Here is a 25,825-nt window from a genome sequence, read left to right on the forward strand (position 1 = left end):
AACCCGCTCCCACAGGGATAGCACCATGCTTGAATCTGGCGCCGTACCTGTGGGAGCGGGTTTACCCGCGAAAGGGCCGGCACTGGCAACCATTAACTTGAGATCCGTCGCCAGCCTGAGTAACGTGGCCAGCTCTTTGGCAAAGATCCCGGAGCCCGCCCTATCATGCGCCTCACCCCCACCCTGCTGCTCACTGCCCTGCTGCCCGTGTTCGCCGGCTGCCAGCTAATGGCTGACACCCCTAGCGACCCGAACATCGGCACCACGCGCATGCAGGGCGAGCTGCGCGCCGCCGGTGGCCAGCTGCTGTTCAAACCCTGCGGCGAAAACCGCACCTTCGTGATCAACGACGTCGCCGCCACCGGCATCCTGCAAGAGGCGGCCAACCTCGCCAAGGACGCCAACGACAAACTGTTCGCCGACGTCCGTGGCCGCCTTACCGGTAGCAAGCAGGCCAACAACGACGGCCAGCTGGAAGTACGCCGCCTGTATCGCCTGGAGCCCTCCACCCGCGCCTGTGAAGACCCCAACTTCAAGCAACTGACCCTGCGCGCCAACGGCCACGAGCCGGACTGGGACATCAAGGCCAGCGGCAAGGGCATGGTCCTCAACCGCGTTGGCCAGGAGCCCCTGCCGCTGCCCTTCCTTGAAGAAGAAGTACCCGGCGGCGGCCTGACCCTGACCAGCGAAGCCAACGGCCAGCACGTGGAACTGTGGGTCGCGCCGCAACGCTGCGTGGACAGCGCCACCGGCGCCATCCATCACCTGCGCGCCGAGCTGCACGTCGATGGCAAGACCCTGAAGGGCTGCGGTTACTACGGCGGCGCACGCGACAACTGATCACCGGGCGCTTTTATCCTGCCAGTCGGGGCGGCGAACAGCTTATACTTGGCGGTTTGTGTAAAGCCGCCGGCCGCCCATGGCCGGGATACTGGACCCTGCCATGCTACGAATCAACGAACTGAAGCTGCCCCTGGACCATCCCGACGAAGCCCTGCGTGATGCCATCGTCCAGCGCCTGGGCATCCGCGACGAGCAACTGCTCAGCTTCAACCTGTTCAAGCGCAGCTACGATGCGCGCAAGAAGAACAGCGAACTGCTGTTCATCTACACCATCGACCTGGAAGCCAGCAACGAAGCCGAACTGCTTGCCAAGTTCGCCGACGATCGCAACATCGGCCCGGCACCGGACGTAACCTACAAGTTCGTTGGCCAGGCCCCTGCAGGCCTGCAGGAGCGCCCGATCGTGGTCGGCTTCGGCCCGTGCGGCATCTTCGCCGGCCTGTTGCTGGCACAGATGGGCTTCAAGCCGATCATCCTCGAACGTGGCAAGGAAGTGCGCCAGCGCACCAAGGACACCTGGGGGCTGTGGCGCAAGAGCGTGCTCGACCCCGAGTCCAACGTGCAGTTCGGCGAAGGCGGCGCCGGTACCTTCTCTGACGGCAAGCTGTACAGCCAGATCAAGGACCCGCAGCACCACGGCCGCAAAGTGCTTGAAGAGTTCGTCAAGGCGGGGGCGCCAGACGAGATCCTCTACATCAACAAGCCGCACATCGGAACCTTCCGCCTCACCGGCATGGTTGAACAGATGCGCCAGGACATGATTGCCCTCGGTGCCGAAGTGCGCTTTCAGGAGAAGGTCACCGACCTGCTGATCGACGATGGCCAGTTGACCGGCGTGGTGCTGGAGAGCGGCGAGCAGCTGCACTCGCGCCATGTAATCCTGGCCCTGGGCCACAGTGCCCGTGACACCTTCCGCATGCTGCACGCCAAGGGCGTGTTCATGGAAGCCAAGCCGTTCTCGGTAGGCTTCCGTATCGAGCACCCGCAAACCCTGATCGACAAGGCGCGCCTGGGCAAGTACGCCGGCCACCCGAAACTCGGTGCCGCCGATTACAAGCTGGTGTACCACGCCAAGAACGGCCGTTCGGTGTACAGCTTCTGCATGTGCCCGGGCGGCACCGTGGTCGCCGCCACCAGCGAGCCGGGCCGGGTGGTGACCAACGGCATGAGCCAGTACTCGCGTAACGAGCGCAACGCCAACTCCGGCATCGTCGTCGGCATCGACCCCGAGCGCGACTACCCGGGCGGCCCGCTGGCCGGCATCGAACTGCAGGAGCGCCTGGAGGCCCATGCCTACGTGATGGGCGGCAGCAACTACCAGGCACCGGCGCAGCTGGTGGGCGACTTCGTTGCTGGCCGGCCATCGACCGCGCTGGGCAGTGTCGAGCCGTCCTACAAGCCAGGCGTGACCCTGGGCGACCTGGCGCCAAGCCTGCCGGACTTCGCCATCGAGGCGATCCGCGAGGCGCTACCGGCGTTCGACCGGCAGATCAAGGGCTACAACCTGCATGATGCGGTATTGACCGGGATCGAGACGCGCACTTCGTCGCCACTGCGGATTACCCGCGGTGAGGATTACCAGAGCCTGAACCTCAAGGGGCTGTTCCCGGCGGGTGAAGGGGCTGGTTATGCAGGCGGGATTCTGTCGGCGGGTGTCGACGGGATTCGCATTGCCGAGGCGGTGGCGCGGGATATGCTCGGCCTCTGAGCCTTTATTGCCTGCCAGGGCCTCTTCGCGGGTAAACCCGCGAAAGGGCCCTGAAAAGCATCAGAAAAATCCAACCCAAACATCAGACTTCCCCTCCCCCGCCCTTCCCAAACTGCATCTAGGCTTCCTCCAGCCTAGCCAGTAACACCATATAACAAAAACGAATATAGTTTTTGTTTTAAAGCATATCTGCACAGGCTAGGGTGTATGCCCGTTCCATTCGTAAACTGCTCATGGAGAGCCTATAGCCCGTGCGTAGCCTGTTCACCCGATTCTTCCAGCTCGAAGCCGCCAGCGGCCTGCTGTTGATCGCCGCAGCCGTCTTGGCGCTGGTCATCAACAACTCGCCTCTGTCCTACCTGTACAGCGGCCTGCTCGACGTCCCCGTCGCCGTCCAGGTCGGTGCGCTTAATATTGCCAAGCCGTTGCTGCTGTGGATCAACGACGGCCTGATGGCCCTGTTCTTCCTGCTCATCGGCCTTGAGGTCAAGCGCGAGGTGGTCGACGGCCACCTGTCCAAACCCTCTCAGATTGTGCTGCCTGCCACAGCCGCTATCGGCGGCATGGTGATACCGGCACTGATCTACTGGTTCATCAACCGGGACAACCCGGCAGCTGTGGCCGGCTGGGCAATCCCCACCGCCACCGACATTGCCTTCGCCCTCGGCGTACTGGCCCTGCTGGGCAAGCGCGTGCCAGTGTCACTGAAGCTGTTCCTGATGACCCTGGCGATCATCGACGATTTAGGCGCGATCATCGTCATTGCCCTGTTCTACTCCGGCACGCTGTCGAGCGTATCGCTGCTGCTGGCTGCAGCCTGCCTGGTGGTGCTGGTGGCCATGAACCGGTTGGGCGTGGTCAAGCTTGGACCCTACATGGTCATTGGCTTGATCCTGTGGGTCTGCGTGCTCAAGAGTGGCGTGCATGCCACCCTGGCCGGCGTTGCCCTGGCGCTGTGCATTCCGCTACGCACACGCAATGCCGAGACTTCGCCATTGCTGTCCCTTGAACACGCTCTGCACCCTTGGGTTGCCTACGCCATCCTGCCACTGTTCGCCTTCGCCAATGCCGGCGTGTCACTGGCTGGCGTGACCGTAGAGAGCTTCACCCACCCGGTACCCATGGGCATTGCGGTCGGCCTGCTGCTAGGCAAGACCGTGGGTGTTTTCGGCCTGACCTGGGTGGCAGTCAAGCTTCGCCTGGCCGCGTTGCCAGCCGGTGCCGGCTGGGGGCAATTGCTGGGGGTCGCGATACTCTGCGGCATCGGCTTCACCATGAGCCTGTTCGTTGGCTCACTCGCCTTCGTACCGGGTAGCAGTGATTACGCAGGCATGGACCGCATGGGCATTCTGACCGGTTCATTCTTCGCCGCTGTAATCGGCTATGCCGTCACCGCCATGGCCAGCCGCAAACCCAGCGCAGCTTGATTTGGCTGGTGCATGAAAAAACCCCGACTGGCAGTAGCCATGTCGGGGTTTTGTTTTGTTGCGCTACGGTCAGTGCGCGACGCGGCTGGTGCCGTCGACGGTCATGATGCGCACACGGTCGCCAACGCGGAAGATTTCGTTCTGCTGTACGGCCTGCACATAGGCACGCATGCTGCCGTCGTCTTCACGCACGGTGATTTCGACGCCCTGGGTGCGGGTCAGGCCTTCTTCGGCAGCGGAGCCGGCCAGGCCACCAGCAACGGCACCGATCACGGCGGCAACGACGCTGCCACGACCACCACCCACGGCACTGCCGGCAACGCCACCGACGATGGCGCCAGCGCCACCGCCGATCGGGGTCTTGGTCCCTTCGATCTTGACCGGGCGCAGCGATTCGATGGTGCCCATGCGTACGGTTTGCACGCGGCGGGCCTCATCACGGGAGTAGCTGTCACCGGTCAGGCTCGAGGCACAGCCCCCCAGCAACAGCGACATGGTGGTAAAGGTCGCCACCAGCAAAGCGGATTTACGCATGGGTAAGGTCTCCATAAGTCAGGTGCATATTAGACGCTGTGCTTTGACGGCTGTCACGGTACAGACGTAATAAAATTGTTTTCATTCAGCCTGGGTACAGCCTGCGCGGCTGTGCCCAGAGCCTTTCAAGTCAGACCAAGGATAACCATGGATTACTTCATCGTCGTGGTCACCACCGTTGCAGGGCTGTATTTCCACTGGTGGCTGTATGTGCGCATGCGCCGCTGGATGGACCGTGACCTGGCGTTGTCGATAGCTGGGGTGGACCCTGGAAAGCGCGCGTACATGCTGCAGAGGCTGGAGCAGGCGCGGGTGGAAAAGGTGAAACGCAAGGAACTGGCGGGGTGGCTGGAGCGGGAGGCGGCGGGGTATACGGGGTAGCTGGGTAGATTTTGGGGCCGCTTTGCGGCCCTATCGCGACGCAAGGCCGCTCCTACAGAGGGATCGCACCAGTTGCAGGGGTTGCGATCTCCTGTAGGAGCGGCCTTGTGTCGCGATGGGCTGCGCAGCCGCCCCAGGATATCAAGGCGCCAGCCGCTCCCGCAGCCATTGCCCATCGACCAACCGGTAGTTCAAGCGGTCATGCAAGCGGCTCGCCCGCCCTTGCCAGAACTCGATACGCTCAGGCAGCAACCGGTAGCCACCCCAATGCTCCGGGCAATGCGGCTGGGTATCGGAAAAACGCGCTTCGGTAGCCTTGACCAGGCCCTCCAGCTCCTCACGCCCGGCAATCACCTGGCTTTGCGGCGAAGCCCAGGCCCCCAGGCGGCTGCCCAGTGGGCGCACCTGGTAGTAGGCGTCGGATTCCTGCGCCGTGACCTTTTCCACCCGCCCTTCAATGCGCACCTGGCGCTCCAGCGCCGGCCAGAAGAAGGTCATGGCAGCAAACGGGTTGGCCTGCAGTTGCTGGCCCTTGGCACTGTCATAGTTGGTGAAGAAGGTAAAACCATGCTCATCGAGCCCCTTCAGCAACAACACACGGCAATGCGGGCGGCCTTCGCCGTCCACAGTGGCCAAGGTCATGGCGTTGGCTTCCACCGGCACCTGCTCGGTTTTCACCGCATCGGCAAACCATTGGTGGAACAAGGCGAACGGCTCCCCCGGGGCCTGGGCTTCAGCCAGGCCATCGCGGGTGTAGTCGCGGCGCATATCGGCCAGGGTTTGGGTCATTGCTGCGTTCCTTGACGATCAGTTGGTCTTCGCAGGGCTGGTGGCAGCTACTTTCTTGTCAACAGTAGCTTTCTTGGCGACGGGCTTGGCCGGCGCGGCCTTTTTCTTGGCGGTGGTCTTGGCAGGTGCCTTGGCCTTGGCCGCAGGTTTTTTCGCTACGGCCTTGGTAGCCGGCTTGCTGTCGGCCACCTTGGCGGCAGGCGCCTTGGCATCCTGCATCGCTACCATCGGCGCCCGTGCCGGAGCAACTTGCTGGTATTTGGCAAGCAGTGCGACCATGGTGTTCTGTGGCGTCAGCAGCATTTCCACACGGCGGTTCAGGGCACGGCCCTCGGCGCTGTCGTTGGCGGCGCGCGGCATTTCCGAGCCCATGCCTTTGAGGGTCAAGCGGTCACGCTGCAGGCCGCTGAGGCGGAAGATGGCCGACACCGAAGCCGCGCGCTCCAGGCTGAGCTTCTGGTTGGCAGCAGCAACACCGCTGCTGTCAGCATGGCCGAGCACCAGCACGGCAGTCTTGGTATCGCCTTCGACGGTCTTGGCCACGCGAGTGATCGGGCCAAGGGTCATTGGCAGCAGCATGTTGGGGCGGTCAGGGTTGTACGAGCTGTCCACCGGGATGGTCACCGCCAGCACGTTGTCGCGGCGCTCCAGCTCCAGCTTGCTGTCCTTGATCGCTTCGCGCAGCTTGGGCTCGTACTCGTCCAGCCAGGCCTGGGTGGCCTTCTGGTCGATCTTCGGCACGACCGGCCCCTTGGCTTGCTTGTCGTCACCGCCAAACGGCCACCACCAGTGACTGGTGCTTTCAGGCTTGGCTTCGGCCTTTGCCACTTTTTCGCTTACAGCTGCCTTCACTTCCTGTTCGGCAACCTTGTCCGAACCGAAAGGCCACCAGCTGGAGCTGCCTTCCTTGGCGCCTCCCGAGTTGTGGCTGGCGCAGCCGGTAACGGCGGTCAGGCACAGGGCGAGTGCTAAGGTTTTATGTGAAGACATCAGCGATACACCATGAAATAGAAATAAATTTTGCCAACACCCTTTCAGATGTTGACAGTCAGAATAATCAAAGGGGTGAAGCAATACTCGCGCTACCCGATCAAAGGCAACTGCCAAGGACACGTACCAGCTTCTGGGCGCGAGGGTCCATCAGAACATAAGGGCCTAGGGTATTGACCACAAAACCGAAGGCCACATCGTACTCCGGGTCGGCAAAGCCGACGGAGCCGCCGGCACCAGGGTGGCCGAAGGCGCGGGCGCCGAGGCCAAAGGTGGCATTGGCCACATCGGGCTGGTCGAGCATGCAGCCCAGGCCGAAACGGGTCTGGGTGAGCAAGGTGCGATCCTGGCCGAGGCTGTGCTCGCGGGTCAACTCGTCGAGCAGTTCGGACTCCAGCAGGCTGCCGTCCAGTAACCCGGCATAGAAGCCGGCCAGGCTGCGTGCATTGCCATGGCCATTAGCCGCTGGCTGCTGCATACGCCGCCATTCGGGCTTGTTGGTGCTGGTCAGAATCGCTGGCGGATTGGTAAAGGCACGGGTCGACAGTGCCTCGGGCTCGCGCATGGTCACCTGTAGCAAGCGCTGCGCAGCAGCATCCCCGGGGTTACCCTTGCCGCGGGCGATATGCGCCACGCGGTGGAACTCTTCATCTGCCAGGCCAACATGGAAGTCCAAGCCCAACGGGCGGGCGGTGCGGGCCACGATCGAATCCCCGGGGCCACGGCCGTCGGCGCGGCGGATAAGTTCGCCGATCAGCCAGCCATAGGTGATGGCGGCATAGCCATGTTCGCTACCGGGTGCCCACCACGGCGTTTCGGCCGCCAGGGTATCGACCATGGCCTGCCAGTCATACAGGGCTTCGGCGGGCAGCAGCTCACGGATAGCCGGCAGCCCGGCGCGGTGGCTGAGCAGCTGGCGCAGGGTGATCGACTGTTTACCGGCTTGGGCGAACTCGGGCCAGTAATTGGCCACCGGGGTGTCGAGGGCCAGCTTGCCCTCACCGACCAGCTGCAGGGCGGTGACGGCAGTGAAGGTCTTGGTGCAGGAGAACAGGTTGGCGATGGTGTCGCTGTGCCAGGCCTGCTGGCCGTCCTTGTCGGCACTGCCGGCCCACAGGTCGACGACGGTTTCGCCGCCCACCTGGATGCACAGCGCCGCGCCACGCTCCTGGGGATCTTCGAACAGCGCAGCAAAGGCTTCGCGCACCGCTTCGAACTTCAGCTCATAGTGACCCTGGATCTGCACCCGCTGCTCTCCGTACGACCATATCCAAAAAAGGTGTGCATTGTTTCAGTAGTTTGGCGTTTTGCAAACTGGCTTGGGCTGGGTGGTGGCGATGGATGGTACCCATTGCGAACGCAATCCCTGTAAGAGCGCGTACAGCGGAGCTTAGGGCGCCGGTTTTTCCAGTTCGGTGCGCAGCTGGGCCATGACCTGCAAGTTGCTCTTGCGCACCGCATCGACAAACCCCGAGTACGGCATATCAGTGATCGCCACCAGCCCCAGGTGACCGTTCTCGCCATCAAGCAGGCGACCGCTGGCCGGCTGGTCGAGGTACTGGAACCAGTGCGCGCCAACGATCATCGGTTGCGCCAGGGCCGCCTTGAGGAAGTTGCCGTAGGCCGGGCCGCGGTCTTCTTCCCGCGCCACTTCCAGTGGCCCTGGCCAGAACGGCCCGCGATCACGTGAGCCGAACTGGAACTCGGACACCAGCACCGGCTTGTCCAGCTCGGCCAGGCGCGCGAAGTCGTAGCCGTCCTGCGGCTTGAGGGTGTAGAAGTTGAAGCTGAGCACATCACAGTATTCGGCACAGGCCTTGACCGCCTCCGGCGTGCTGACGGCATAACGGCCGCCGAGCAGCAGGTGATTGGGCGCATGCCACTTCAACGAATCGGCAATGGTCTTGAAATAGGTCTCGGCGAACACCTGCTGGAAGTGCTGGTAATCACGCTCGATTTCCGGGTGCTCCGGGTTGGGCAACGGCGCCTCGAAACCGGGGTCTTCCATCAGCTCCCAGGCAGCCAGTTCAATGCCCCAGGCCTTGGACAGCCCCTCCTGGTTGCGGTACTTGTCGCGCAACTGCTTGAGGAAGGCGCGCTTGGCCGGCACATCGGTAGTCAGGCGCAGGGTGCCGTAGGCTAGGCCGTAACGGGCCTTGGGGTCGCTACCGGGGGCGGCCCAAGCCAACTCGTTGTCGGCGAAATAGCCGATCAGCCAAGGGTCATCCCGGTGGTCGCGGGCGGCAATCGCCACCGCACGTTCGGTGGCCATGGCAAAACGCGGGTCGAACGGGTCGGGCATGCTGCCCCACCAGTCCATGCCGGTGCTGATGCTGGCGTAATCACCCACGATCGACAGCGGCAAGGTGTACGGCATGCGCCTGGCCTGGCCCAGGGCCAACTCGCTCCAGTTGCCGACCGTGTTGAAGCCCCAGGCCTGCAGGCGGTCGAGCGCGTGTGCCTGCCAGCGGGCAGCGTCCAGCACCAGTGGTGGACAGTTTGCAGGTTGCCCCTCTGACGCGGGCGGGCAAGGTTTGCCATAGGTGCGCTGCACGTTGGCCGCATAGAAGTCGAACCAGCGGCCCTGCTTGAAGTTGCGCCCTTGTGACGAAGCATTGCCATCGTCATTGTTGCCCTCACCATAGAACGCGGCCAGTGCATCGCCTTCGCCCGGCAAGGCCTTGAACATGCCCTCCCGCCCAGCGACGTAGGTGCGCCCACCATCGGCGGCCACGGCATTCACCCCCAGGGAATAGAACGGGTGCCCGTCCGGCGTTACCAGATACCAGCGGCCGTCGCGCTTTTCGGTGCGGAAAAAACCCTTGGCCTCGAATGCCTGGCCGGCCAGCAGGCCGCCATAAGCGTCCAGTTGCTGCTTGCCACGCTCTGCCAGCCAGCCCTTGAGCTGTTGCTGTTCACGGGTATCGGCCGCCTTTAGCTGCTCGTCATTGGCAACCTTCTCGGGCCAATTGCCGCGCGACGACTGGCCATAGGCATCGATCAGTTCGTGGTAGGCCGCCTGGTAGGCCTGGTCGTCATCCTGGATGCCCACCCGTTCGATCAGCAGGTTCTGCGCCACCTTGGGGTTGGGGATGCTCAGGCTGACCGAGGCCACCTGCGTGAGGTCGACCGCGCCGACGCTGCTGGTCAGCAGCAAGCGCTGGCCGCCATGATTCCAGGGCATCGGCGGGCCGGCGCGCATGCCCTGGCTCAGTGGCGAGCTGGCCGTCAGCGGTATCATCACGGTTTGTGCCGGGCCGGCCGGTAGGTCGATGCGGCTGGTCAGCGTACGGCCATCACTGCCCTGTACCGCGACATCCACGGTCAGCGCCCAGTCCATGGCACTTTGCAGGCGCAAGGTCAGGAACTGCCCGGCGGACCAGTCCCACACCCCGCCTTGCGGGCTAAGGCGCAGGGTCGGCCGCTGGGCTGGGTTGAACACCACCCGCCGCAATACCTCGCCCTCGGCCGTCTGCTCCGCGTTGTATTGCGGCATGTTGGCATCCTCAGTCGCCACGTTGACCACCGAGGCCGGGCGCACGAAGCTGAACAGCGTCTGCTGCCCAGCCAGCAAAGGCGAGCTGAACAACAAGGCGAAAACGGCGGGCAGGGTACGGCGGACCATAAGGCTGGGGCTCTCTTTCAGGGCCGTCATGGCCCACGACTGAGTAATGGACAACGCGCCGGAGCAAGTGCTCCGGCGGTCAGGAAATCTCCCGCCGGAACGGCGGCAGCGCATTGAGAATAGCCTTGCCGTAGCGCTGGGTGACCAGGCGCCGGTCGAGCAAGGTGATGACGCCGCGATCCTGCTCGGTACGCAGCAGGCGGCCGCAGGCCTGGATCAGCTTCAGCGAGGCGTCGGGTACGGCAATTTCCATGAACGGGTTGCCGCCACGGGCCTCGATCCACTCTGACAACGCCGCTTCGACTGGGTCGTCGGGCACGGAGAAAGGTATCTTGGCGATGACCACGTGCTCGCAGTACGCACCAGGCAGGTCGACACCTTCGGCAAAGCTGGCCAGGCCGAACAGCACACTGTGCTGGCCATCGTCGACCCGCGCCTTGTGCTTGTTGAGGGTTTCCTGCTTGGACAGGTTGCCCTGGATCAGCACCAGCTTGCGCCAGTCACGGTCCAGGCCGTCGAACACGTCCTGCATCTGCTTGCGCGAGGAGAACAACACCAGTGCGCCGCGGGCATCTTCGACGATGTTTGGCAGCTCGCGAATGATCGCTGCGGTGTGCGCCGCCGCATCGCGTGGGTCGGCCTTGAGGTCAGGGACCCGCAGCAGGCCGGCATCGCCATGCACGAACGGGCTGGGCACCACGCAGGTGACCGCATCACGCGGCAAACCCGAGCGCATGCGGAAGCGGTCGAACTTGCCCAGCGCGGTCAGCGTCGCCGAGGTTACCAGCGCACCATGAGCCACGCTCCACAAGCTGCGGCGGAGCATTTCGGCGGCCAGGATGGGGCTGGCGTTGACTTCGATATCGAACAGCGCGCCGCTTTCGGCCAAGGTCAGCCAGCGGGCCATGGGCGGGCTGTCTTCCGGGTCTTCGGCGGTAAAGGCCGTCCACAGCTCCCAATTGCCCTGGGCACGGGTGACCAGGCTGCCGAACAGTGGGTACCACTCCTCGGCCTGGTGGCTGGCGATACCGATGTCGACCTCGCCGTCCATGCCTTCCTTGAGCAGGTCGGCCAGGCGGGTGAACAGGTCGTTGAGGCGGGCAAAGCCCTTCTTCAATTCGATGCCCACTTCACGGATCTGCTCTGGCACCACGCCACCCTCAAAGCGGTAGCGCGGGCGCTCGCGCCCTTCGGTGTCCTCGCTGGGGCGGAAGTCGGCAACCTGTTCGCACAGGGTAAACATGAACTGCTGCTGGGTACGCACTTCCCGCGCCAACTCGGGCACCTGCTCGATGTACTTGCCCAGGTCGCCGGGCAACGGGTGCTGGGCCAACAGCTTGGTCAGGTTCTTGGCGGTCTGTTCCAGCCAGTCGGCCGTGGAGCGCAGGCGCGAATAGTGGGCGAAATGGCCGATGGCCTTGTCTGGCAGGTGGTGGCCTTCGTCGAACACATACATGGTTTCGCGCGGGTCGGGCAACACCGCACCACCGCCCAGGGCCAGGTCGGCCAGGACCATGTCGTGGTTGGTGACGATCACGTCGACCTTGCCCATGCCTTCGCGCGCCTTGTAGAACACGCACTGCTGGAAGTTCGGGCAGTGGCGGCCGGTGCACTGGCTGTGGTCGGTGGTCAGGCGTGCCCAATCCTGGTCTTCCAGGGCTTCGGGCCAGCTGTCGCGGTCACCGTCCCAGCGGTTGCCGGCAAGCTTCTCGATCATGCTGTTGAACAGCTTCTGGCTGCGCTCGTCGACTTCGATGTGGAAGCCTTCTTCCTCGAACAGCTGGGCGGTGGCCGACTGGGCGTGGCCCTCCTGCAGCAGGATGTCGAGCTTGGACAGGCACAGGTAGCGGCCACGGCCCTTGGCGAGGGCGAAGCTGAAGTTGAGCCCGCTGCTGCGCATCAGGTCGGGCAGGTCCTTGAAGACAATCTGCTCCTGCAGGGCCACGGTCGCGGTGGCGATCACCAGGCGCTTGCCGGCGGCCTTGGCGGCTGGAATGGCAGCTAGGCTGTAGGCTACCGTCTTGCCGGTACCGGTGCCCGCCTCCACCGCCACCACGGCAGGCTCGCCGGCACGGCGGCCTTCATCGTCGCAGGCGATGTCGCCAAGTACCTTGGCCACTTCGGCGATCATCAGGCGCTGGCCATAGCGCGGCTTGAGGCTCTTGGCTTCGAGAAAACGCGAGTAGGCGCCCTGGATGGTGGCTTTGAGTTCGTTGCTGATCATGGTCTGCAGGCGCCCGGAGGGCTGGATATATTTTCAGTGTTTCGCATGGGGCGGCTATCATACCCCGCTATTGCCCTTTGTGCCGCATGGAGATCCGGATGCTCGCCTTTGCCCTGCCCTACACACTGCATGTTCTGGCCGCCCTGGTATGGGTCGGCGGCATGTTCTTCGCCTGGCTGGTGCTGCGCCCGGCAACGGTTGCAGCCCTTGAAGGGCCTGCGCGGCTGCGCTTGTGGGTGGAAGTTTTCCGACGCTTCTTCGGCTGGGTCTGGCTGGCCGTGGCCGTTTTGGCGATAAGTGGTATCGGCATGTTGCACATGCGCTTCAGCGGTTTCGAGACCGCGCCTAAGTACGTGCAGGTTATGATCGGTGGAGGGATCGCCATGTTTGCCTTGTTCATGCGCATTCAGGCGTTGCTGCTGCCGGAATTGAAGGCAGCGGTACAGGCCGAGGACTGGCCGGCGGGTGCGGCAGTGCTGGGGCGGATTCGGCGGATGGTCGGTATCAACCTGCTGCTGGGGCTGGCCGTGGTCGCAGCGGCCAGCTCGCGCCTGATGATCTGACAGGCTTTACGCGGCCCTTGTAGGAGCGGCCTTGCCGGGGTGCTCCTACAAGGGATCGCAGTGAGGCTCAGAGACGCTGCAGGATCAGTTCGCCCGCTGCCCCCGCCAAGCCAGGCTGGCCCGGCTGCCCCGGCTGGCCATTGGCCCCGGAGGCAGTGCGGTACACCAGGCAGCCCTTGCTCGCCCCGCCTTTCCCTGCCTTGCCTGCCGCCCCGGCCTTGCCCGGTGCGCCGCCGTCCAGGCGCACCACGATGCGCTCCTGCGGGAAGCCCTGCGGCAAGCTCAGGCGAATACGCCCGCCCGGTGCGCCATCGTGCCCGTTGCCACCGTCATCACCATTGGCACCGCGGCTGGCCTGGCCCCAGGTGCAACCACCGGCCTGGCCGTTGGCACCATCGAGCCCCACGTAACCCGGCGCGCCGGCGCCACCGCGGGCATCGATCGCCACCCGCTCGGCATCCACTTCAACCAGTTTCAGGTCCAGGCTGCGCCCCGAGCGGGCTGCCCGTTGGTAGGAGCCTGCGGCCCCCGGTGCACTGAATTCGCTGCCCTCAGCCAACCTCGCGCTACGCGCCTCGATCAGCAACGGGTTATCGGAAGGTGCAATGGCGATACGCGCATCACGCCCTAGCTCCAACTGGTCAACCTTCAATTCTGCAAGCGTGGCGGGCAGCAGCAGGGTTGCCGCATCAGCGACACGCAGGTGCTGAAGATGCACGCTGGCTGACTTGTCGGGCAGGCGCAGCATGGAATTGCTGGCGACCACCAGGCTTTCGGCCTGGGCCAGGGGAGCGGCCAATATGGCCAGCAACATCAGATTACGCATTGCGCGGCGCCTCCTGCGCACGGGGAATGGACATGACATGGAAGATGCCCGTCAAGAGTATCTGCAGACGGTCAAACCAGCGGTGGCTGCGACCGCGCAAGCTGCGGTTGAAGAACAGCACCTCGAGCAGGTGCAGTGCCAGCAAGGCGATACCGGTGGCGTTGATCAGCAGATTGAAAGGCAAAGGTTGTGGCATCAACTGATTGAACAACACCACACCCCAGAAAGCGACCGTCAGGACCTTGCCCAGGCCCAGGATGAACTTCATACCCGCCCCTATTGATTGTTGTTATGTCGAGACGGCCCGTTCGAGCGGGCCGTGCAAGCAACATTAACTGCAATGCCAAGGCAGGCGCCAGCACCGCTCAGTTAAGGTGCAGCTCCACCCGTCGGTTGCGCGTGCGGCCCTCTTCGCTTTCGTTGTCGGTGACAGGTTCGCTTTCACCACGCCCCTGGCTGGTGACCTTGCCCGGCTCCAGGCCCTGGCTGATAAGGAACTCGGCGACACTGCTGGCACGGCGCTCGGAAAGCGCCTGGTTATAGCTGTCGGAGCCCACATTGTCGGTATGCCCGACCACGCTTACCTTGGCCACCGTCGGCGCATTGAGTTTCGCTACCAGGCCTTGCAGGCGCTGCTGGGCCGCCGGGGTCAGCTCGGCGGAATCGAAGGCGAACATTACCGCGCCGTTGTCATCCAGGATAATCACCTCTGGCGTGAGTTCAGCTTCAGTGGCGGGGGGTGGCGCGGGGTACTGCTTCAACGGGCAGCCCATATGGTCGACCGGGGTGTTGGCAGGGGTATCGGGGCAATAGTCGCGGCGGTCGAAAATACCGTCGCCATCTTCGTCACCATCCTGGGCGTAACAGATCAGGCCCCCGGCGACGGCGCCAAAAGCGCCGCCAGCAGCAGCCCAGGTTGAACTTTCGATGGCGCCCAGACCGCCACCAGCCAGGCCGCCCAGCAAACTGCAGATAGGCCATGTCCTTTGGTTGAGGGGCGCGCTGCCATCGCTGTGAGTGGCACAGCCCGCAAGCAGGCTGGCAGCCACCAGCAGCGGCAGTGCCGCCTTCGACGTCACACTCATGCTGAATGCTCCTGTGTCATTGGCCACTAACGGCTGACCGGCATGAAGGCGCACCCGCGCCACTGCTCAAGGCACGGGCGCACGCCGTATTACCGCTGGATCTTGATCTCGGTACGGCGGTTCATGGAACGCCCTTCGGCCGTGGCGTTATCCGCAACAGGCTGGGTTTCACCAGCACCGACCACCGAAACGAAGTTGCTGCGCGGCACACCGCTTTCGATCAGGTATTCGGTCACCGAGTGGGCACGGCGTTCGGACAGTTTCTGGTTGTAGCTGTCGGAGCCGACGCTGTCGGTATGACCGCTGACGCTCAGGCGGGCAGATGGCGCCTCCTGTTTCAGACGCGTGGCAATGGTATTCAGGCGCTCTTTGTCGCTGGCGGTCAGGCGCGCAGAATCAAACTCGAAGTGCACGTCGCGGATGACGATGACTTCTTCCTTCTGTACCACTACTTCCTCGACTACCGCAGCCGGTTGCGGCGGGCAGCCGTTGGCGTCGACCTGCACGCCGCGCGGGGTGCCCGGGCACTTGTCACGGCTGTCCGGCACGCCGTCGCCATCCTCGTCACCATCGCCATGGGCCCAGCAATAGCCCGCCGCCAGGCCACCACCCAGCAACGCGCCCCAGCCAGCCCAGGTGGAACTCTCGATGGCGCCTAGGGCTGCGCCGCCTACACCCCCGACGGCGGCACATTTCGGCCAGTCGGTTTTTTGCAAACCTGCACAACCAGTCAACACACTGGTGAGCAGTACCAGGGGTAACGCTGTGCGTACTATGCTCATTTCATTGCATCTCCAAGGGGGAATCGGCATAAGGCCGATCAATGGCAGTAAAGACCGCGCATTCCATCCCTGCCAGCAATAAGCCACGACGCGGCCACATGCCTCTTTGCCCGCACGCTGCGGCCCGCTAGTCTTGGACGACTTCAATGAGGAATGGCAATGACCGAAGGTTTCTCCCAACGCACCCCGCAGCAGGCTCTGGCGGCCCTGCTAGAGCGCTTCACCCCGCAACGCCTGCTGCTGGTGGGCACGCGCTTTCCGGCGCTGGACGCCTTCGTCCAGGCGCACCCACAGGTAACCATCGCCACTGCCGCCCCTGGCCCGCTGCCGGCCGAACTGGCAGCCCAGCGTTTTGATCTGGCGGTACTGGTGGACTGCCTCGAACACCTGCCCAAGCGCACTGGCCTGGAACTGCTCGGCGGCATTCGCAACCTCAATGCCAGCCGGGTCGCCGTGCTGGCCGACCTGGCCGCCTGCGGCTGGCAGGACACCGACTTTTTCGCCCTGGCGCTGTCGGCCAGCGAGAAATTCCGCCGTGACCAGCAGGTTTTGAGGCTGTTCACCTATGATCTACATGATTACAAGCAGGTCCCGGACTGGCTTAACGCCAAGTTCTGGGCCAACCCTCAAAACTTCGGCAAGTACTGGTGGTGATGATGAGTGTCTCGGTCTGCCCTTGTGGCAGTGGCAACCTGCTCGATGCCTGCTGCGGGCACTACCATGCCGGCACCCCGGCACCCGATGCCCAGACGCTGATGCGCTCACGCTACAGTGCCTATGTGCTGGGCCTGGTCGACTACCTGGTAGCCACCACCCTGCCGGCTCAGCAAGCCGGCCTGGACCGCGCCGCCATGGCCGCCTGGAGCGCCCAGAGCACCTGGCTGGGCCTGGAGGTGGAGAGCGCAGAAGTGCTGGGCGGCCAACCAGAACACGGGTTTGTCACCTTCACCGCACGCTGGCACGACCAGGAGGGTGATCACCAGCACCGCGAACGCTCGGCGTTCGTCCAGCATGCCGGGCGCTGGTACTTCATCGACCCCACGGTGGGGCTGAAGGCCGGACGCAACGACCCCTGCCCCTGCGCCAGCGGGCAGAAGTTCAAGAAATGCTGCGCCAGTTACGTGGGTAGCTGAACATGATTGCCCGCGCCCGCCTGCTGCTGCTCGGCACCCTGATGGCTTGGCTGGCGGGCTGCGCCAGCTGGGGCGGTGACGATTGGCGCGAACCCGAGGTGCGCCTGGTCAAAGTCGAGACGGTCAAGGCCAGGTTGCTGGAACAGGAGTTCGTGTTGCACCTGCGGGTCGACAACCCCAATGACAGCCGCCTGTTCATCCGCAACCTGTCGTATGCGGTACGCCTCAACGACCTGCTGTTGGTACAGGATGAAACCAGCGTATGGCGCAGCGTGGGTGGGCATGCCCGACGTACCTTCAAGATCACCGCGCGGACCAACCTGTGGCAGCACCTCAAGCCACTGGCCAAGTTGCTGAAAAGCGAGCAACCGCTGCATTACACCTTGCAGGGCGAGCTGGCGACCGGGCTACTCTTCCATCGGGACCTGCACTTGTCGCGCAGTGGTGAGATAATCCCCGGCGATCACAAACTGGAGTAACCCTGCAATGTCCCAACAACCCCACGTTCATGGCCCAGACTGCAACCACGATCATGATCACCAGCACGATCATGGCCATGGCCATGTACACGGCCCGCACTGCAACCACGGCCACCAGGAGCCGGTACGCAACGCCCTGAAGGACGTTGGCCGTAACGACCCATGCCCGTGCGGTAGCCAGAAGAAGTTCAAGAAGTGCCACGGCGCCTGATCTGAGCGCCACCTGCGCGGCCCGCACAGGGGCCTCGCAGGGCCTCGCTGTGAGCCGGTGGCGGGCCACCTCGGCTAGTTGGCCCCGGCAGGCCCTGCTACCTTGCGCTGCAGCAGCCCAGCGGTAGCCAGCAACAGCACGAAGCACAGGGCCATGCAAATGGCATTGGTACCGTCCCAGCCAACCGTACCCAGCAACAGGGATGGGCTGAACGCACCTACCGTGGCGAAAACCGCAATGGCCAGATCGTTCTTGCCCTGCATCTGCATCGCTGCCGGGCTGCTTTGCAGTGCTTGCGCCAACAGTGCCCCGCCCCCCACGTAAGTCAGGTTCCAGCCAAGGCCAAGGGCTATCAGCGACAGGGTCATCATCGCGTAGCTGTGCGACCACATGTTCATCGCCGTGCAACCGATCAACAGGCCCAGACCTGCGCAGATGGTGGTTCTTACCCCTAGTTTGTGGATGATGGCACCGGTAAAGAACGACGGTGCGAACATGGCAACCACATGCCACTGGATCGCCAGGCGCACATCGGAAAAGTCCTCATGCATGTGTTTCATGTGCATCGACGCCTGAATCATCAGCAAGTTCATGATCCCGTAGCCCAGCGCGGCAACCGCCATGGCTACGACCACTACCGGGCTCAGCGGCTCCGAGGCCGCGCCGGCCGCCCTTGCCGCACGTTCATGGCTTGCCTTTGCGGCATCGCTGGGAAGGCATGCAGCTATCAGCAAGGACATTGCCGCCAAGCCGACAAACGCGGCGTAACACAGCGAAAACAGCGGATACCCGCCAATGTCGCGCAGCCACTCGGTAAGGGCTGGCCCGACCACGGCAGCGATCACCCCGCCTGCCACGACCAGGGATAGCGCTTTGGGTTTCAGGTTTTGGGCCAGGTTATCGGTGGCGGCAAAGCGGTTGAAGTTGGCGAACGCAATATAGATGCCCAATGCCGAATGGCTGATGACCAGGGTCGGGAAGTGCTGGTACTGCACGGCTAGATAGCCCGTGATGCCGGACACTGCCAACGGTATCGAGCCCAGCATGAACGCGCGTTTGCGGCCAATACGGCTCATCAGCCTGGAGACCGGGTAGGTGGCCAGCATCAGGCAGAGAAACTGGAAACCATAGGGTACCGTGGACCACGTGGCGGCAGGCGCCAGTGCCGCCCCGACGATCGCCGCCATGGTCACGGACATCACGGCAGTGGTCAGGTTGATCGACTGCGCAGTGAAATACAGGTACGTGCGCCGCGGAAGTGTGCTGGTCATGGCGTGTGCTCACGGTAGGTGGACGGGTCGATTCGGTATCGCGAAAAGTGCCGACAGGTGCATGGTGGCATCTGCCGCGCCCTGAAACGCGAACAGTCGACGCACTTTCTGCTTAACTGTTAGGCTAATTTTTCTAACAGCTGCTGGAACCGACATGCGCCCGCAAAGCCTTCATGACCAGTTGAAACAGCGCCTTGAAGCCGGCGAATGGCTACCCGGGCAGCGCATGCCGTCGATCCGCAAGCTGACTGCAACGGGCGCCTGCAGTTACCACGACGTTGTCTCCAGCTATGCCCGGCTGGTCAGCGAGGGCGTGCTGACGGCAGTCCCCGGTCGCGGCTATTTCGTAGCCAGCCACACCCGGCAGGCAGCTCCGCTGGATGCCCCTAGCGCAATGGCCGGCGACCCACTGTTCAAACTGCTGCAGGGTGGCCAGCACTACACCAAACTGGGCAGCGGTTGGCTGCCGCCCGCCTGGCGTGACACCGAGCTGCTGGCCAAGGCTATTCGGCGCACGGCGCGGCTGGAACAGAGTTCGCTGGCTGAATATGGCGATATCCAGGGCTACCTGCCCATGCGCACGCAGTTGTGCGTGCACCTGAAACGCCTGACCCGTGTCGATGCCCGGCCGCAGCAGTTGCTGACCACGCTGGGCGCCACGCAAGCACTGGACCTGGTGGCGCGGTTGCTGATCAAGCCAGGCGATCATGTGTTCGTCGACGAGCCCGGCAATGGCAACCTGATCAAGCTGATCCAGCTGGCCGGCGGCCATGTGGTCGGGGTCCGCCGTACCCAGGACGGGCCGGACGTGGCGGACATGAAAAACCACCTGGCCAAACACAAGGTCAGGGCATTCTTCTGCAACAGCACGTTCCACAACCCGACCGGCGGCAACCTGAGCCCGCACAATGCTTTCAGTGTCTTGCGCCTGGCGGTGGAGCATGACTTCTTCGTGGTCGAAGATGATGTCTACGGCGACTTCAGCCCAGGCGTGCGCCAGACCTTTGCCGAACTGGATAACCTTGAGCGGGTCATCTATATCGGCAGCTTCTCCAAATGCCTGTCCGCATCATTGCGGGTGGGCTACATCGCCTGCTCGACAGACCTGATAGAGCCGCTGACACGCCTGAAGTTGTTGACCTGCGTGGCCGTCCCGGCGTTTTGCGAACGCTTCGTCAACACCATCCTCTCCGATGGCACCTATGCCCGGCACATGAATGACGTGCAGCAGCGCCTGATCCGCCAGCAGGCGCAAACCCAGCGCTTGTTGCTGGCGCGTGGCTGGCAGTTCGATATAACACCGCAAGGTGGCATGTTCCTGTGGGTCTACCACCCCGACCTGGCAGACCTGCAACCTTTCATGCACAGACTGGAACAGCACAAGGTGCTGTTGATGCCGGGCTCGGCGTTCGCGGTCAGCCGTGACTACCAACGCTTTGCGCGCATCAATTGCACGCACTTTTCCGACGCCGTGGCCGAGCATTTCAAGGTTTGTGCCGGTGCCGGCAAATAAAGCGCCGGGGGACCTTGCATGGCGCCTGCGCGCTTACTACCTTAGCGCCTTTCCAAACCAGCCTCGCCTTGCAGGAGCCCTTGTCATGGCCGCCCCCGCCTTTCCTCCCTTCCGCCTGCGGTTCGCAACCGCTGCCACGCTGCTCGGCATGCTCGGGCTGGCCGGCTGCCAGACGGGCGGCTACCAGGACAGCGTGCCACCGACCAGCGGCGTGCAGCCGCTCAAGGGGCTGGCACAGAACGTCTCGGTGCGGCGCAACGCAATGGGCGCGCCGCTGATCGAAAGCAGCAGCTTCCATGACGCGCTGTTCAGCCTGGGTTATGTGCACGCCGGCGACCGTATCGAACAGATGGTCGCCATGCGCCTGCTTGCCCAGGGCCGCCTGGCCGAACTGGCTGGCAGCGAAGCGCTGGACATCGACCGCCTGATGCGCGCCGCCAACCTCAAGCAGAGTGCCGCCCAGCAGTACGCCGACGCATCGCCACGGCTCAAGCGCTTCTTCGAAGTGTATGCTCGCGGGGTCAACGCTTACCTGTTCCGCTACCGCGACAAGCTACCCGCCGGCCTGGCCAACAGCGGCTATCGCCCGGAATACTGGAAGCCTGAAGACTCGGCGCTGATCTTCAGCCTGTATGCCTTCAGCCAGTCGGTAAACCTGCAGGAGGAGCTGAGCGCCCTGACCCTGGCGCAGAAAGCCGGCAGCGACAAGCTGGCCTGGCTGCTGCCTGGGGCCCCGGACGAGCCGCTGGCAGAAAGCGAAGTGGACAAGCTCAAGGGCCTGAACCTGGCCAGCCAGTTGCCGGGGCTGCCCGCCCTGGCAGCTGCCAGCCAGAAGCTGGCCGACCTCGACCTGCTCGGCAGCCCAGGCTCGGCCAACCTGGCGCTGGCCCCGCAGCGCAGCCGCAGCGGCAAGAGCCTTTTGGCCAGCGACAGCCGCGCCATCTGGGCCCTGAGCCCGGTGCAGATCCACACCGGCAAGTACCAGGTTGCCGGCCTGTCGTTGCCCGGCCTGCCGATCGTGCTGGCCGGCTATAACGGCAAGCTGGCCTGGAGCAGCAGCGCAGTCATGGCCGACAACCAGGACCTGTACCTGGAGCAACTGCGCCGCCAGGGCAGCCAGCTGAGCTATCTGGCCGACGGCAAATGGCTGCCGGCCCGCGCCCGCAGCGAAACCTTCTTTGTCCGTGGCCAGCGGCCGCTGCGCGAAGTGATGTACGACACCCGCCACGGCACCCTGCTGGCCCAGCCAGACAATGCCAGCCTCGGCCTGGCGCTGAACCTGCCGCAGTTCAAGGGCGACCGCAGCCTGGATGCGCTGTTCAACCTGACCCGGGCCAGCAACGTGGAGCGGGCGTTCGACAGCACCCGTGAAGTGACAGCCGCTGCTCTGAACTTCGTGTTCGCTGAACCCGAGCATATCGGCTGGCAAGTCAGTGGTCGCTACCCAAATCGCCGCGAAGGCCAAGGGCTGCTGCCTTCGCCGGGCTGGGAAGGGCGCTATGACTGGGATGGCTATGCTGACCCGATGCTGCACCCCTACGACCAGGACCCACCCGCCGGCTGGATCGGCCATGCCAACCAGCGCAGCCTGCCACGCGGCTATGGCATGCAACTGTCCAGCACATGGTATTACCCCGAGCGCGCCGAGCGCCTGGCCCAGCTGGCCGGCAATGGCCGCCACGACAGCCGCAGCCTGATGGCCCTGCAGAACGATCAGGTGACCCTGCTGGCCGACAAGCTCAAGCAGATGTTCGACGCACCCGGCATGGCCCAGCCGCTCAAACAGGCGATTGATGCCCTGCCCGCAGCACAGCGCGACAAGGCCCGCGATACACTGGCCCGGCTCAAAGCCTTTGACGGCCGCCTGAGCCCGGTGTCGGCAGATGCTGCGCTGTACGAACTGTTTCTCCAGGAAGTGGCACGGCAGACCTTCCTCGATGACCTGGGCCCGGAATCCGGCCCAGCCTGGCAGGCGTTCGTCAAAAATTCGCGTTTGTCGTTCTCGGCGCAGGCCGATCACCTGCTGGGCCGCGACGACAGCCCGTTCTGGGATGACCGCAGTACCCCGCAGAAGGAAGACAAGCCAGCTATCCTCGCTCGCAGCCTGGCGGGCGCAGTGGATGCCGGTACCGCACAACTGGGTGCCGACCGCCGCGCCTGGCAGTGGGGCAAGCTGCACCAGTACCGTTGGCCGGCACCGGCCTACCATGGCCTTGGCGATGCCATTGGCCGTTCGCCGCTGGCCGCAGGCGGCGACTTCACTACCCTGGCCCTGACGCCGTACGCCTGGGGCAGCGACTTCGACACACACCTGCCAGCCTCGGCGCGGATGATCGTTGATTTCGGCCAGGCCGAACCGTTGCAGGTGCTGACCAGCAGCGGCCAGTCTGGCAACCCGGCCAGTGCGCATTACAGTGACGGGCTGGATGCATGGCTCAAAGGGCGCTTCATGAGCATGCCGCTGCAGCAGCAGAACTTCGGGCGTGCGTATGGCAACCAGCGCTTGACCTTGGTGCCTGGTAAATAATAGCGGGGTGATCCCTGTGCGAACGGGCGTGCCCGCGAAGCAGGCGACACGGTGCCTGGCACCGGCTGCGCCGGTGTTCGCAGGCACGCCCGCGCCCACAGGGCCAGTGCAGGTTTAACAAGCCTGCAATGAGGCACACCCGACAAATCTATGCTTCTATCTCTGTGCCGACCCGTGTCGCAGACCGCATTCGCCACGCAGCCAGGACCACCATGCACCATTCAACCCACGACCTGCTTTCACCCGTTCCGGGCATTACCCGCCAACTGCACAGCTTTCACTTCGGCCCCCGCGGTGGCGGCAAAGTCTATATCCAGGCCTCGCTGCATGCCGACGAGCTGCCAGGCATGCTGGTGGCCTGGCACCTGAAGCGCCGGCTGGGCGAGCTGGAGCAGCAAGGGCGCCTGCAACGCGAGATCATCCTGGTGCCGGTGGCCAACCCGGTCGGCCTGGAGCAGGTGCTGCTGGACGCGCCACTGGGGCGTTTCGAACTGCAAAGCGGCGAGAACTTCAACCGCAACTTCGTCGACCTGTCGGACAGCATCGGCGACCAGATCGAAGAGCACCTGACCCAGGACCCGGCGCACAACATTGCGCTGATCCGTGAGTACCTGCGCCGGGGGCTGGACGCACACCCCGCGCGCACGCCACTGCAGGCCCAGCGCCTGATCCTGCAACGCCTGGCCTGCGATGCCGACATGGTGCTGGACCTGCACTGCGACTTCGAAGCGGTCGAGCACTTATACACCACACCCGACGCCTGGCCGCAGATCGAGCCGCTGGCCCGCTACCTGGGGGCTCAGGCCAGCCTGCTGGCCACCGACTCGGGCGGGCAGTCGTTCGATGAATGTTTCAGCTTGGTCTGGTGGCAATTGCAGCAACGTTTCGGCAAGCGCTTCCCGATCCCGCTGGGCTGCTGTTCGGTCACCGTCGAGCTGCGTGGCCAGGCCGATGTCAGCCATGACCTGGCCAGCCAGGACTGCCAGGCAATCCTCGACTTCCTGATCCACGCTGGCGTTATCGAAGGCACCGCTGCTACCCTGCCCGCCTTGCGCTGCCCGGCCACACCGCTGGCCGCCGTCGAGCCGGTGGTTACACCACTGGGTGGGCTGCTGGTGTACCACGCCAAACCTGGCCAGCACCTTGAGGCAGGCCAGTTGATTGCCGAAGTCATCGACCCGCTCAGCGACCGGGTAACCGCCGTGCATAACAGCCAACCCGGGCTGCTGTATGCACGCAGCGTACGGCGCATGGCCACCGCCGGCATGGTCATCGCCCATGTCGCTGGCGAACAGTTATGCCGCAGCGGCTACTTGCTGGGTAACTGATCAGGCACGCCGCTGGGGCGGCAATCAGGCCACGGGCGCAGGTGGTGGCTCGTCAGGCAAGGTTGGCTCGCCCGGCTCCATGGGTGGCGCTTCACCGGGGTCTGGTGGCTGCGGGGTATCAGGGTCTGGCTGGTGCGGCACGCCCCCTGCTTGCAGCGGTTGCGGGTGCGCCAGCAGTGACCAGGGCAACAACCCGACGTGATTGGGCTGCAGGCCTGCCAGCTTGGCACTGATTGCGGGGTGGAGTTTCATTGGCTGCTCCTGGCGAAAGCCGGTGCACATCATGTACACCGACGTTACTCCGTTGGAGTGCCAATAGCACGGGGAATTCCCCGCGCCTGTCGGTTCAGGTACGCGGCAGGGTGACGCCGCGCTGGCCTTGGTACTTGCCGCCACGGTCTTTGTACGACACTTCGCATTCTTCGTCGGACTGCAGGAACAACATCTGTGCCACGCCTTCGTTGGCGTAGATCTTCGCCGGCAGCGTGGTGGTGTTGGAGAACTCCAGCGTCACATGGCCTTCCCACTCGGGCTCGAGCGGGGTGACGTTGACGATGATGCCGCAACGGGCGTAGGTGCTCTTGCCCAGGCAGATGGTCAGCACGTCACGCGGGATGCGGAAATACTCGACGGTGCGCGCCAGGGCGAAAGAGTTTGGCGGGATGATGCACACGTCGCTCTTGATGTCGACGAAGCTGCCGGCATCGAAGTTTTTCGGGTCGACAGTGGCCGAGTTGATGTTGGTGAACACCTTGAATTCGTCGGCGCAACGCACGTCGTAGCCGTAGCTGGAGACGCCGAAGGAGATCACCCGGCTGTCCTGCTCGCCGCGCACCTGGCGCTCGACGAACGGTTCGATCATGCCGTGTTCCTGCGCCATGCGGCGAATCCACTTGTCCGATTTGATGCTCATGGCGGGGTGTCCTGAAGAGTTGCGAGGGGAAAATCCAGACGCGCATATTACCGGTCCCGGCGCCCGGGTTAAAGTTCCACTGCCTCATCCCGCGCCGGACGGGGGCTGCAGCCGCCGCCGATCCGAATTTGCGTAAAGCGTTCACAGACCATTGGCAGCTCGTGGAAAGTGGGGTAAGGTGGCGCCACTGTGCTGCACGTGACACCGAGAATCTCTAGTTTGATGCACGATCCTGATCGGCCCATCGCTGAATTTTCTGCTCTCTTTGCGCTCAGTCCCGGCCAGGGTTTTTCCTGACCGTTATCAAATTGTCCAAGGAGACAGAAAAATGTCCAACCGTCAATCCGGTGTTGTTAAGTGGTTCAACGATGAGAAAGGCTACGGCTTCATCACCCCTCAGTCGGGCGACGACCTGTTCGTGCACTTCAAAGCCATCCAAGCTGACGGCTTCAAAACCCTGAAAGAAGGCCAGGCTGTTACTTTCGTCGCTACCCGCGGCCAGAAAGGCATGCAGGCTGAAGAAGTTCAGATCGCCTAAGTCGATCTAGCTTTTTAGCTTTCAAAAAAACCCGCCTTCTGGCGGGTTTTTTTATGCCTGACTGAAAGATCGAGTGGCGGGGGTGGGGGGGGGGGGGGGCCCAGAGCCCGGCGCGGAATTAGAACACAAGATTGG

General features: G+C 63.8%; 26 protein-coding genes. 13 read left to right on the forward strand and 13 right to left on the reverse strand.

The window, feature by feature from the left end; translation table 11 throughout:
* Positions 1-165 precede the first annotated feature (165 nt).
* The 3 genes from ABE456_RS23090 to nhaA all read left to right on the forward strand — a co-directional run bounded on the left by ABE456_RS23090 (position 166) and on the right by nhaA (position 3,978).
* On the forward strand, positions 166-840 hold the full coding sequence (locus ABE456_RS23090) for a hypothetical protein (RefSeq protein ID WP_346645997.1): 675 nt from the start codon (positions 166-168) through the stop codon (positions 838-840).
* Between the two features lie 103 nt (positions 841-943).
* On the forward strand, positions 944-2,551 hold the full coding sequence (locus ABE456_RS23095) for an NAD(P)/FAD-dependent oxidoreductase (RefSeq protein ID WP_346645998.1): 1,608 nt from the start codon (positions 944-946) through the stop codon (positions 2,549-2,551).
* A gap of 251 nt (positions 2,552-2,802) precedes the next feature.
* A complete protein-coding gene (gene nhaA / locus ABE456_RS23100) occupies positions 2,803-3,978 on the forward strand; it encodes a Na+/H+ antiporter NhaA (RefSeq protein WP_346645999.1) in 1,176 nt (391 codons plus the stop codon).
* Between the two features lie 69 nt (positions 3,979-4,047).
* Here the strand turns inward: nhaA and ABE456_RS23105 are convergent, their stop codons facing one another.
* Positions 4,048-4,512, reverse strand: coding sequence for a glycine zipper 2TM domain-containing protein (locus tag ABE456_RS23105; RefSeq protein WP_346646000.1), 465 nt, complete (start codon positions 4,510-4,512; stop codon positions 4,048-4,050).
* 147 nt (positions 4,513-4,659) lie between these two features.
* Here ABE456_RS23105 and ABE456_RS23110 point away from each other — a divergent pair, with 147 nt between their 5' ends.
* Entirely contained in the window at positions 4,660-4,893 is a 234-nt protein-coding gene (locus ABE456_RS23110) for a hypothetical protein (RefSeq protein WP_346646001.1), read from the forward strand.
* A gap of 141 nt (positions 4,894-5,034) precedes the next feature.
* On the opposite strand, the gene pdxH is transcribed toward ABE456_RS23110, so the two are convergent.
* The 5 genes from pdxH to dinG form a co-directional block, all read right to left on the reverse strand.
* A complete protein-coding gene (pdxH, locus tag ABE456_RS23115) occupies positions 5,035-5,682 on the reverse strand; it encodes a pyridoxamine 5'-phosphate oxidase (protein ID WP_346646002.1) in 648 nt (215 codons plus the stop codon).
* 18 nt (positions 5,683-5,700) lie between these two features.
* Positions 5,701-6,672, reverse strand: coding sequence for an OmpA family protein (locus ABE456_RS23120; RefSeq protein ID WP_346646003.1), 972 nt, complete (start codon positions 6,670-6,672; stop codon positions 5,701-5,703).
* 100 nt (positions 6,673-6,772) lie between these two features.
* A complete protein-coding gene (locus ABE456_RS23125) occupies positions 6,773-7,918 on the reverse strand; it encodes a serine hydrolase domain-containing protein (RefSeq protein ID WP_346646004.1) in 1,146 nt (381 codons plus the stop codon).
* Positions 7,919-8,062: 144 nt separating this feature from the next.
* Positions 8,063-10,297 carry a beta-galactosidase gene (locus tag ABE456_RS23130; RefSeq protein ID WP_346646005.1) on the reverse strand — a complete coding sequence of 745 codons (2,235 nt, stop codon included), beginning with the start codon at positions 10,295-10,297 and terminating at the stop codon, positions 8,063-8,065.
* 79 nt (positions 10,298-10,376) lie between these two features.
* On the reverse strand, positions 10,377-12,521 hold the full coding sequence (gene dinG, locus ABE456_RS23135; protein WP_346646006.1) for an ATP-dependent DNA helicase DinG: 2,145 nt from the start codon (positions 12,519-12,521) through the stop codon (positions 10,377-10,379).
* Between the two features lie 98 nt (positions 12,522-12,619).
* On the opposite strand from dinG, the gene ABE456_RS23140 reads away from it, so the two are divergent.
* Positions 12,620-13,084: a CopD family protein gene (locus ABE456_RS23140; RefSeq protein ID WP_346646007.1), complete on the forward strand. Its 465-nt coding sequence runs from the start codon at positions 12,620-12,622 to the stop codon at positions 13,082-13,084.
* 67 nt (positions 13,085-13,151) lie between these two features.
* On the opposite strand, the gene ABE456_RS23145 is transcribed toward ABE456_RS23140, so the two are convergent.
* The 4 genes from ABE456_RS23145 to ABE456_RS23160 all read right to left on the reverse strand — a co-directional run bounded on the left by ABE456_RS23145 (position 13,152) and on the right by ABE456_RS23160 (position 15,777).
* Positions 13,152-13,910 (reverse strand): collagen-like protein, encoded by a 759-nt coding sequence (locus ABE456_RS23145; protein WP_346646008.1) that lies wholly within the window; start codon positions 13,908-13,910, stop codon positions 13,152-13,154.
* Positions 13,903-14,178 carry a DUF1145 domain-containing protein gene (locus ABE456_RS23150; RefSeq protein WP_346646009.1) on the reverse strand — a complete coding sequence of 92 codons (276 nt, stop codon included), beginning with the start codon at positions 14,176-14,178 and terminating at the stop codon, positions 13,903-13,905. Before ABE456_RS23150 ends, ABE456_RS23145 begins: the two co-directional genes overlap by 8 nt.
* Before the next feature lie 97 nt (positions 14,179-14,275).
* Positions 14,276-14,995, reverse strand: coding sequence for an OmpA family protein (locus ABE456_RS23155; protein WP_346646010.1), 720 nt, complete (start codon positions 14,993-14,995; stop codon positions 14,276-14,278).
* An 89-nt stretch (positions 14,996-15,084) separates the two neighbouring features.
* The gene (locus ABE456_RS23160; RefSeq protein ID WP_346646011.1) at positions 15,085-15,777 is read right to left on the reverse strand and encodes an OmpA family protein; all 693 of its coding nucleotides are present in this window, start codon (positions 15,775-15,777) and stop codon (positions 15,085-15,087) included.
* A gap of 159 nt (positions 15,778-15,936) precedes the next feature.
* Between ABE456_RS23160 and ABE456_RS23165 the strand changes: the two genes are divergently transcribed.
* From ABE456_RS23165 to ABE456_RS23180, 4 genes are read left to right on the forward strand one after another with little or no spacing between them, the layout of a single operon-like run.
* Positions 15,937-16,431 (forward strand): DUF6231 family protein, encoded by a 495-nt coding sequence (locus ABE456_RS23165; protein WP_346646012.1) that lies wholly within the window; start codon positions 15,937-15,939, stop codon positions 16,429-16,431.
* A gap of 2 nt (positions 16,432-16,433) precedes the next feature.
* The gene (locus ABE456_RS23170) at positions 16,434-16,910 is read left to right on the forward strand and encodes a YchJ family protein (protein WP_346646013.1); all 477 of its coding nucleotides are present in this window, start codon (positions 16,434-16,436) and stop codon (positions 16,908-16,910) included.
* A 2-nt stretch (positions 16,911-16,912) separates the two neighbouring features.
* A complete protein-coding gene (locus ABE456_RS23175; RefSeq protein ID WP_346646014.1) occupies positions 16,913-17,389 on the forward strand; it encodes an LEA type 2 family protein in 477 nt (158 codons plus the stop codon).
* 7 nt (positions 17,390-17,396) lie between these two features.
* Positions 17,397-17,600: an SEC-C metal-binding domain-containing protein gene (locus tag ABE456_RS23180; protein WP_346646015.1), complete on the forward strand. Its 204-nt coding sequence runs from the start codon at positions 17,397-17,399 to the stop codon at positions 17,598-17,600.
* Between the two features lie 74 nt (positions 17,601-17,674).
* Here ABE456_RS23180 and ABE456_RS23185 read toward each other — a convergent pair whose 3' ends face one another.
* The gene (locus ABE456_RS23185) at positions 17,675-18,871 is read right to left on the reverse strand and encodes an MFS transporter (protein ID WP_346646016.1); all 1,197 of its coding nucleotides are present in this window, start codon (positions 18,869-18,871) and stop codon (positions 17,675-17,677) included.
* 154 nt (positions 18,872-19,025) lie between these two features.
* On the opposite strand from ABE456_RS23185, the gene ABE456_RS23190 reads away from it, so the two are divergent.
* The 3 genes from ABE456_RS23190 (at position 19,026) to ABE456_RS23200 (ending at position 24,239) form a co-directional block, all read left to right on the forward strand.
* Complete coding sequence (locus ABE456_RS23190; RefSeq protein WP_346646017.1) at positions 19,026-20,384, forward strand: PLP-dependent aminotransferase family protein; 1,359 nt, start codon at positions 19,026-19,028, stop codon at positions 20,382-20,384.
* Positions 20,385-20,469: 85 nt separating this feature from the next.
* The gene (locus tag ABE456_RS23195; protein WP_346646018.1) at positions 20,470-22,911 is read left to right on the forward strand and encodes a penicillin acylase family protein; all 2,442 of its coding nucleotides are present in this window, start codon (positions 20,470-20,472) and stop codon (positions 22,909-22,911) included.
* 212 nt (positions 22,912-23,123) lie between these two features.
* Complete coding sequence (locus tag ABE456_RS23200; protein ID WP_346646019.1) at positions 23,124-24,239, forward strand: succinylglutamate desuccinylase/aspartoacylase family protein; 1,116 nt, start codon at positions 23,124-23,126, stop codon at positions 24,237-24,239.
* 24 nt (positions 24,240-24,263) lie between these two features.
* On the opposite strand, the gene ABE456_RS23205 is transcribed toward ABE456_RS23200, so the two are convergent.
* Positions 24,264-24,491: a hypothetical protein gene (locus ABE456_RS23205; RefSeq protein ID WP_346646020.1), complete on the reverse strand. Its 228-nt coding sequence runs from the start codon at positions 24,489-24,491 to the stop codon at positions 24,264-24,266.
* Between the two features lie 94 nt (positions 24,492-24,585).
* Entirely contained in the window at positions 24,586-25,152 is a 567-nt protein-coding gene (gene dcd / locus ABE456_RS23210) for a dCTP deaminase (protein WP_003258001.1), read from the reverse strand.
* Positions 25,153-25,480: 328 nt separating this feature from the next.
* Here dcd and ABE456_RS23215 point away from each other — a divergent pair, with 328 nt between their 5' ends.
* A complete protein-coding gene (locus ABE456_RS23215; protein ID WP_003254922.1) occupies positions 25,481-25,690 on the forward strand; it encodes a cold-shock protein in 210 nt (69 codons plus the stop codon).
* Positions 25,691-25,825: the final 135 nt, after the last annotated feature.

Source organism: Pseudomonas sp. TWI929 (genome assembly GCF_039673335.1).
In the GTDB taxonomy this organism is placed as follows: domain Bacteria; phylum Pseudomonadota; class Gammaproteobacteria; order Pseudomonadales; family Pseudomonadaceae; genus Aquipseudomonas.